This window comes from Alkalibaculum bacchi (assembly GCF_937875145.1).
Lineage (GTDB): Bacteria > Bacillota > Clostridia > Eubacteriales > Alkalibacteraceae > Alkalibaculum > Alkalibaculum bacchi_A.
In genome coordinates this window covers 1-8665 of record NZ_CALNCS010000194.1, presented here as the reverse complement: position 1 = coordinate 8665, position 8665 = coordinate 1, and the positions used below count along the sequence as shown (strand labels likewise).

The following is an 8665-nucleotide window of genomic DNA, read 5'->3' as shown; positions in this document are numbered from 1 at the left end:
AATCTAAAGACCCCAGGCTAACTGCTTTGTCATTCTAGAGCGAAGCGAAGAATCTTAAGACCCCAGGCTAACTGCTCCAGTCATCCAGAGGAGCGCTAGCGACGAAGGATCCCTAGGCACTAACTAATTAAGATATATATCAAATAATTATAAGTTCTATTCTTCTGCTTTATCAGCCTTTTTAGTCACCTTTGTAACGATAAAATGAGTAGCAACAGCATCAATTCCTCGTTTTAATATGTAAAAGTACCCTATAACTGAGAACACAACAGCCCCGATTAAATTGACTAATAGGTCTTTCATCGTATCATATAATCCAACATCTAAATATCCACCAAGACCTAAATCCTTCCCGTTTATAGCTACTTTGGTAATATTGTCAATGATGACGGTATTATTTCCATTCAATGGATCTAGTTTTACAGTAGAGATACTATGTATAATGGTATCTTTTTGCATATCGTATTGAAAGAAATAATCCATGCCGAACTCAAAGAACTCCCATATTACTCCGATCGTCATAGAAAAACAGAATGCCACCAAGGCCATGAAAAATGGGGATAGGCGAAAAGACACTTTTTCTGTACGGTTTAATATATCTACTAAAGAAAAACCAATTGCTGCCGCTAAAAAACCATTTAAAGTATGTAACATAGTGTCCCAAAAAGGAAATACAATATAGTATTCATTGATTTCTCCAAGGATTTCGGCGGCAAAGATAAATAACATAATAATGATTTCAAAGGTGCCTGGAAGATCTATTTTAAATTTCATTTCGATGATGCTTGGCATTAAAAAGAGGAATAAGGTAAGAATGCAGAGAAAAACATTCTCATAATTTTTATTAAAGAATTGCGCAATCATCACTACTATAACTAGTGCCCTAAGGATGAGATAGATAGCAAATGTTCTCTTTTCTTGTTTGATATGGTCTAGAATATTATTATATTTCTCTTTAAAATTCAATTTTTTCATATATCCACTCCTCTGTTTATTGCCTAATGATATATCGGATATCAATATATAGTAACATATTTTTTATAACAACTCTATCTGATTATATGAATGAGCAAATATTTAGTGCTCATCTTAACTAAAGGGGATAAAACAAAGAAACCTACAAGTGTAAAAAATTGTTTTGTAGGTTTATAATAAAAGTATGGTCAATTAATATGTATTGCAGATTTCACTTTATTATTCACAAAAGTTGCATTATAAATTATTCAAAATCTGTATCTAAGTGAGCTTTTTCATCTATCTTTTTTGCATCTATAAACTGGTTAAAAGTGTCATACCCTTTTAAAGAAAAGAATTCTATCCAAGAATTTGGGATGTTTACGTGGCGATTAAACTCGTAGTATTTTTCTAAAATTGCTTCAAGCTCGTCGTAACTAGTATCGAGTTCAAATAATACCCTTAAAGCATCTTTTACTTCTGTTAAGATCTTTTCTATATGTCTGTTATAAGCGCTCGTATCTCGTAAACTTTCCCTTTGCATCTTTGCAAATCTAATTTTTTCGATGATGCGAAATATATAGAAATTTTTTAAGGAATTGCTTAGAGACACATCTGCAGCGAAGAATTTCATTATGGAAGAGGCATTGTGAGCAAGTTCAATTTCACTGATTATAGTGTAATCTATAAAATCCATAATAATTGTAGTATCATCTAATTCCTTCATTTCTGGAAAAGTCATGCGAAAAAGGTCCATTAATTTGGGTAAGTGAGGCTTTAATGTTTCTACATTGTCTTCTATGAAAGAAATAAGGGAGGCAGTAAAAATCTGCTTTTGATTTGTAGCTATTTCTTCTAAAGAGGTGAGCTTGCCATCGGAAAAGAAATAACGATTCAATAATTTTTTAATATCATCTATACTGTAAATCATGTTTTATCCACCCTTCTTAAATTAAATATAGCAGGTAATATCCTTTGTTTTTTCCTTTTTATTTAATACCCTAGAAATTATGAACTATTCAAAGAAAAATCTCAAATGCACACTCCTCAGCGAATTCATTTGTATAGCTATATTTTAATAACTGTAAAAAAGTACGAAAAGCTAGTACAAATATGATTTTATGATAAGTCAATTAATAAATACAAAACTGTAAATTATTATTTAAATTATATTTTTATTATGGTATATTAGAACAAGAAGATTCATACTAGGTCATTTAAAGACAAATTTAATTATGGTAGAGGTGGTTATAAAGATGTTTAAGAGTTTATCAGACAAAATTAAAGGTAAGAAAATACCAGTAGTATTTCCAGAAGCGATGGATCCTAGAATCCAAGCGGCGGTGGCTCGCTTAAAAGCAGAAGATTTAATGGTGCCTATTTTATTAGGAAACCCAGAAGAAGTATTGAGTTCTGCGAAGGAAAAGGGCATTAATTTAGAAGGCATCGAAATTATGGACCCTAACAATTTCGCTGGATATGATGAAATGGTGGACACTTTTGTAGAACTTCGTAAAGGGAAAGCTACAAAAGAGCAAGCGATGACAATCCTTAAAGATGAAAATTACTTTGGTACAATGCTTGTGTATATGAACAAAGCAGCTGGACTTGTTTCTGGAGCTGTCCACTCAACAGGTGATACCGTTCGACCAGCTTTACAAATTATTAAGACCAAACCAGGAATCAGCTTAACTTCTGGAGCTTTTGTCATGATTCGAAATGAAGGAAAAGAAAGATACGTATTTGCAGATTGTGCAATTAATATTGCGCCAAATGCACAACAATTAGCTGAAATTGCAGTAGAATCAGCAAAGACTGCTAAAGTCTTTGATATCGAACCAAATGTAGCATTATTAAGTTTTTCTACAAAAGGTTCTGCTAGTTCTCCAGAGCAAGAAAAAGTAGCAGAAGCTACAAAAATTGCTCAAGAAATGGCACCTGAACTTAATATCGATGGAGAATTACAGTTTGATGCAGCTTTTGTAGAAAGTGTAGGAAAACAAAAAGCTCCTGGCTCTCCTGTAGCAGGTAAGGCAACTGTGTTTGTATTCCCAGAAATTCAATCAGGTAATATTGGTTATAAGATTGCCCAACGTTTCGGTAATTTTGAAGCAATTGGACCAATTTTACAAGGCTTGAACAAACCTATTTCGGATTTATCTAGAGGTTGTTCAGAAGAAGATGTATACAAGCTAGCTATCATCACTGCAAATCAATCATTGATCGATTAAAATCATGATAAAGTCTAAAGAAGTAGCTTGAGAGATTGTAGTATTGATTTCTCCTAAATAAGATAAAAGATTAAAAGGCCTATTTTTTATAAGATAGGTCTTTTATGTGCGCATAAAAAGTGGTATACTTAATTGAAATTAAATTAGTAAAAATAGATATTTTATAATTTGTAATACAAATTATAGAAAAAGGAGAAGTCTACATGTCAAACTTGACTAAAAAAGAGATCAATAGTTATGCTATGTACACCTTGTCATCAACTGTTGGGAACATGTTGCCATTAAGCTATATTACAATTTTTGTTACAGAAAACTTATTAATTAGCGCGGCACTCATGGGAACGACTTTGCTTATTGCACGTACTTTAGATTTTATGGTAGGAGTAGTTGCAGGAGGTATTGTAGAAAAGGCTAAACTGCCCTGGGGAAAATATCGGTCTTGGCTCGTCATCTTAAAATACACGGCTTTTGCAGGCTGTGTAATGCAATTTACAGATACGACCTCCTTACCAGTAGCAGCTCGTGCGGTTATAATCGTAATAGGTTACTGTTTGTTGCATTTCTCAATGAACTTTACGACGACAGCTCAATATGGGATTTTAGCATCTATGGCAAAAACGTCTATGGAAGACCGAAATACTCTGTCTATTCGTGGTGGGCAGGCTATGGCAGTAGCCAATATTCTCGCTTCAGCTACAGCTCTTCCATTTATTAACTTTTTAACTCCTATTGTAGGTAATTCCAATGCATATACTATTGTAGCAGCAATATTTGCCGCTGTTATGTTTATAGGTGCAACGATTCTTACTAAAGTTGCGGCGCCTTATGACCCAGATCAGGGCAATGTCTCTAGTGGGGCAAGGGTAACTGTAGGTGATATAGTTCGCTCTGTTCTTACCAACAATCAGCTTTTAGTGGTTATGTTTGCTCATATCTTTTTTTATGTGGGCATGTTTACCTTTAATGGACTAATGGCATATTATTTTATGTATGTACTTGGAAATTTCTTGTTGATGTCTGTAGCCATGACCATAACGATGATCTTTAGCTTGTTTGCTAGTATTATCAGTCCTAAAATAGGCGTAAAACTAGGTAAGAAAAATGCTATGGTTGTAGGGCTATTGGTATACGGCTTAGGAAGTTTGGTAATCGCATTTTTGGGACATATATCTTTAGTAATCTATATTGTTATAAACTGTATCATGACATTAGGCATGTATATGTACACAGGTTTTGGCGTCAACTATATGCTAGATGCTGGTGAATACGGTCTTTATAAGACAGGAAAGGATAATCGTGCTGTTGCAATCTCTATGTTTAATCTTCAAGTAAAAGTGGGAATGACTCTAGGTGGTGCAATTGTCGGCTATGGTCTCTCGATAATAGGATACAAGGCGGGAATGGAGGCTACTCCAGAATTTATCAAACATTTCATGCTCTTATTTGGTGGATTACCTGCAATATTATATTTTATAGGATCTATTGTTATGTTTAAAGGATATAAGATCACAGACGAAGATGCAGCTTGGTATGCAGCAGAAAATGGGAAAAGAATGGCTGCACTTACGGAAGAATAAACGACATATTAATATAGTATAGAAATGTTGTCACCTTTTGAAATGAGCACCCACTATTATTCTGCTAAAGTAAAAAGTCTAAGATAAAAATAATTTTTAAATTATATGTTTGAAAAAACATCCCTGGGGTATATAAGAGGTAACAAGGAAATGGTTTTAAAATAATGACGACATCCACCGTCAATCTGAATAATAGGAAAACGATAAACAAAAGATGAATTCTCGCGATAGCCCAGACTAGGGATCGGAGAAAGACAAATCTGTGTGATCACATAGATTTTGAAAGTAATTTTTACAGTTTATACAGAACCTATTAAATGGAAAGAGGAAAAAGGCTGTTTGTCAAAAATGTAAACCATTACTTGAATACTTTACCTTGAAAGGATGTTTCAATGGAAAGTGTGCTTAAAATATAAGAGGCAGATTCTCATATAATATGATGAATTTGCCTCTTATATTTTTTGATTGAGAATACTATCTTGGTATGACAGTCTATTCCCTAACTGGGATAGATGCTTCAAGTAATTGACAATTTAAGCCGAAAGCGGAATGCCGAAAGCGGAATGCAGAAAGCGGAATGCAGAAAGCCGAATGGGGAAAGCTGAATGCGGAAAGCCGAAAACTCGCCTGCAGGCGAGGTAACGTCCAAGCCCTTACAGAGCCCCACCCCAGTCATCCTAAAGCGCAAGCGAAGGATCCAAAGCCCACAGAGCCTCACCGCAGTCATCCTAGAGCGAAGCGAAGGATCCAAGCCCCACAGAGCCTCACCCCAGTCATCCTAGAGCGAAGCGAAGGATCTAAGACCCACAGAGCCCCACCCCAGTCATCCTAGAGCGCAGCGAAGAATCTAAAGTCCACAGAGCCCCACCGCAGTCATCCTAGAGCGAAGCGAAGGATCTAAGACCCACAGCGCCCCACCCCCATGTGTCATCCTAGAGCGCAAGCGAAGGATCCCTACAAACGAACTAAAAAGCCCAACACATAACTGATAATAACCATACCTGTCCAAGAATCTAAGACCCAAAAGGAATACCCTAGCCCTGATAGCTGAACGCTAGCGGCTGGTGGCTTAACATATATTTCTCAGGTAATAGACATAATTCGCTAAATTAATTGTAAATTCATCCCAAAAACTCTAAAATGTTGTATAATAGAAGATATCATTTACAATATTCGCCATACTTAACTATATATTACTCACTAAGATATAAAGCTTTATTACTTAAGTATTCCATCTTGCGTAAATAATAGTATAACAAAAATCAAAGTAAAAGGACTAACCATACAATGAATAAGACATTAGACTATTACAATACATTTTATAAAAACTTCATAACAGATAGTCTAGAAGCCAATGCATCAGACCTCCACCATTCTTTTTTAAAATACCTTCCAAAAGGCGCATCCATTTTAGACCTAGGCTGTGGCTCAGGCAGAGACAGCAAAGTCTTCATAAATCTAGGCTACGAAGTCTGTGCCCTTGATGGTTCAAAAGAACTGTGTAAATTTGCAAGTGAATATATAGGGCAAGAAGTACTATGTAAAACATTTGAAGAAATAGATTTTAAAGAAGAATTCGACGGCATATGGGCATGTGCGTCTTTGCTTCATATTTCTTATAGAGATTTACCTAATATATTCAAAAATCTCTCTAAAGCATTAAAACAAGAAGGCTATCTCTACGCCTCTTTTAAATACGGAGAGTTTGAAGGAGATAGAAAAGGTCGATATTTTACAGATTTAACCGAAGATAGACTCAAACAACTACTAGAACCCCTTAAGGAGTTTGAAATCGTAGAAACGACAATAACTAGGGATATACGAAAGGGTAGGGAAGAGGAAAAGTGGTTGAATATAGTGCTGCGCAAGGTAGTAAGGTAGTAAGGTGGTAAGGTGGTAAGGAAAACCTCTGAAATAAGGTGGTCAGGTCGTCAGTAAAACCAAACTCGCTTTTAGGCGAGATATTGACCCAAGCTGCTGTCCCAGTCATTCTTGAGCGAAGCGAAGAATCTAAGGACCCGCAAAACCCTACCCAGGTCATCCTAGAGCGAAGCGAAGGATCTAAAGACCCACATAGCCCAGCCTTAGAGGGTGGGACCCCAGTCATCCAGAGGCGCTTGCGCCGAAGGATCCCTTCAAACTAATTACACGCCCAACACATAACTAACAATAACCAAATTTGTCGAAGCATCCAAGACCCCAAAGGTGACCCAAGCCCCTGCATAGGTCATCCTGGAGCGCAGCGAAGGATCTAAGACCTACAGAGCCCAGTCCTAAAGACGTGACCCCAGTGATCCAGAGGCCCTTGCGCCGAAGGATCTCTACAAATAAACTACACGCTCATCAATAACGAAAAACAAGCAAGTTCAACGTCAAAAGCCTAATAACCTAGCATTTAAACAATTGTTTAACAACCGCTCAACCATCGTTCAACTATCGTTAATCGGAATACAAGGGAGAAATCAAATGGACAAAAACATTCACAAAGGCCATCGCCAACGGGTGAAAAATCGATATCTTGCAGAGGGTTTAGACCATTTTCAAGATCATGAAGTCTTAGAACTTCTTCTTTTTTATTGCATTCCCATGAAGGATACCAACGAACTAGCTCATACGCTCATAAAAGAGTTTGGCTCCTTATCTGGTGTATTTGATGCAGACCCAAAGGAGCTATGTGCTAAAGGAGGACTGACCGAAAACTCTGCCATCCTACTTTCTCTTATCCCGTCCTTGTCAAGAAGGTACAATCATGGAAAATTTAAAGATAAGCCACAGCTTAATAGCTCTTCAAAAGCAGGTGAATACGCTGTCTCCTTATTTACTGGCAGGCTATATGAAGTGTTTTACGTAATCTGCTTAGATAGCCAAAACAGAGTAAACCACGCCACATTACTACACGAAGGCACCATCAACGAAGCTCCTGTATACCCAAGGCTCATCGTAGAAACGGCTCTAAGGCACCAAGCAAACAGCATTATGGTAGCTCACAATCATCCAGGAGGAAGCATGCAGCCATCAAAAGCAGATATCGAAGTAACCAAGAGGATTAAGGTGGCAGCAGAAGCGATTTCGATTAAGTTGTTAGATCATATTGTTGTGGCTGGGGAGAGTTATTATAGTTTTGCGGAGAATGGGTTGTTGTAGTTTGAAAATATGATAATGAGTAGAAAACTTTAAAAAAATTATGAAGGAAATCTATGGAAGTACTATGACTAGGATTTTGTTTACCATTATTCAAATACGTATTCAGGTTTTAAAGTATGTAAGAAATGAGGCAATATTATGATCGAAGATTTTCTGTTCTATATGATTATACTTGCAACAATCCCTTTTGTATTTGTGCTTATAAAGGTTCTATTCATTAATAATGCATTTAAAAAATCTGATTACAAGGCAGCAAGTGGTAATGGGGTATTTAACACAATATTTGATAAAGGTAGTTATGGGGAGTACCTAACTTTTCAATTTCTTGAGAAATTAGAAGGAGATAATAAGCTTTTAATCAATGTCTATATCCCTAAGCCTAATGGATCTATAACAGAAATTGTACTATTATAATAATGTAGAAAATGGAGCGGTATTTAAGGATGAAGTATGATGAACTATATAAAAAGTATAAGTTGTTAGAGAAAGAGAATAAGTGCTTAAGGGCTGAAATCCAGCAACTCAGATTAAAACTTATTATTAAAAAACCAGAAGAGAATTATATTAAAGATAGTACAATATTTACTGTAAATGATGTAGAACAAATGGGTAAACTAATTACTAAAAAAAGCTCAAGTAAAGAAAAAATTGAGTTATTCCAATCATTATTTAAAGGTAGAGAAGATGTTTGCGCTAAGAGATGGAATGAGGACCACCCGTCCAACGGGTGGTTTCCTCTACGGCTATAAGCCTTTGTTA

Annotated in this window: 8 protein-coding genes; 6 read left to right on the top strand and 2 right to left on the bottom strand. The window is 36.1% G+C overall.

Annotated features, from left to right (window positions below):
* Positions 1-156: 156 nt before the first annotated feature.
* Together Q7P22_RS11305 and Q7P22_RS11300 are read right to left on the bottom strand one after the other, a co-directional pair.
* On the bottom strand, positions 157-975 hold the full coding sequence (locus Q7P22_RS11305) for a hypothetical protein (RefSeq protein WP_113921126.1): 819 nt from the start codon (positions 973-975) through the stop codon (positions 157-159).
* Positions 976-1219: 244 nt separating this feature from the next.
* The gene (locus Q7P22_RS11300) at positions 1220-1885 is read right to left on the bottom strand and encodes a hypothetical protein (RefSeq protein ID WP_303864222.1); all 666 of its coding nucleotides are present in this window, start codon (positions 1883-1885) and stop codon (positions 1220-1222) included.
* 325 nt (positions 1886-2210) lie between these two features.
* Here Q7P22_RS11300 and pta point away from each other — a divergent pair, with 325 nt between their 5' ends.
* The 6 genes from pta to Q7P22_RS11270 all read left to right on the top strand — a co-directional run bounded on the left by pta (position 2211) and on the right by Q7P22_RS11270 (position 8655).
* Positions 2211-3185, top strand: coding sequence for a phosphate acetyltransferase (gene pta / locus Q7P22_RS11295; protein WP_242981752.1), 975 nt, complete (start codon positions 2211-2213; stop codon positions 3183-3185).
* Between the two features lie 203 nt (positions 3186-3388).
* Positions 3389-4762, top strand: coding sequence for an MFS transporter (locus tag Q7P22_RS11290; RefSeq protein ID WP_303864220.1), 1374 nt, complete (start codon positions 3389-3391; stop codon positions 4760-4762).
* Between the two features lie 1287 nt (positions 4763-6049).
* Complete coding sequence (locus Q7P22_RS11285) at positions 6050-6643, top strand: bifunctional 2-polyprenyl-6-hydroxyphenol methylase/3-demethylubiquinol 3-O-methyltransferase UbiG (RefSeq protein WP_303864218.1); 594 nt, start codon at positions 6050-6052, stop codon at positions 6641-6643.
* 585 nt (positions 6644-7228) lie between these two features.
* Entirely contained in the window at positions 7229-7906 is a 678-nt protein-coding gene (radC, locus tag Q7P22_RS11280; RefSeq protein ID WP_303864216.1) for a DNA repair protein RadC, read from the top strand.
* Between the two features lie 138 nt (positions 7907-8044).
* Complete coding sequence (locus tag Q7P22_RS11275) at positions 8045-8320, top strand: hypothetical protein (RefSeq protein WP_303864214.1); 276 nt, start codon at positions 8045-8047, stop codon at positions 8318-8320.
* A gap of 29 nt (positions 8321-8349) precedes the next feature.
* Positions 8350-8655 (top strand): hypothetical protein, encoded by a 306-nt coding sequence (locus tag Q7P22_RS11270; RefSeq protein ID WP_303864212.1) that lies wholly within the window; start codon positions 8350-8352, stop codon positions 8653-8655.
* Positions 8656-8665: the final 10 nt, after the last annotated feature.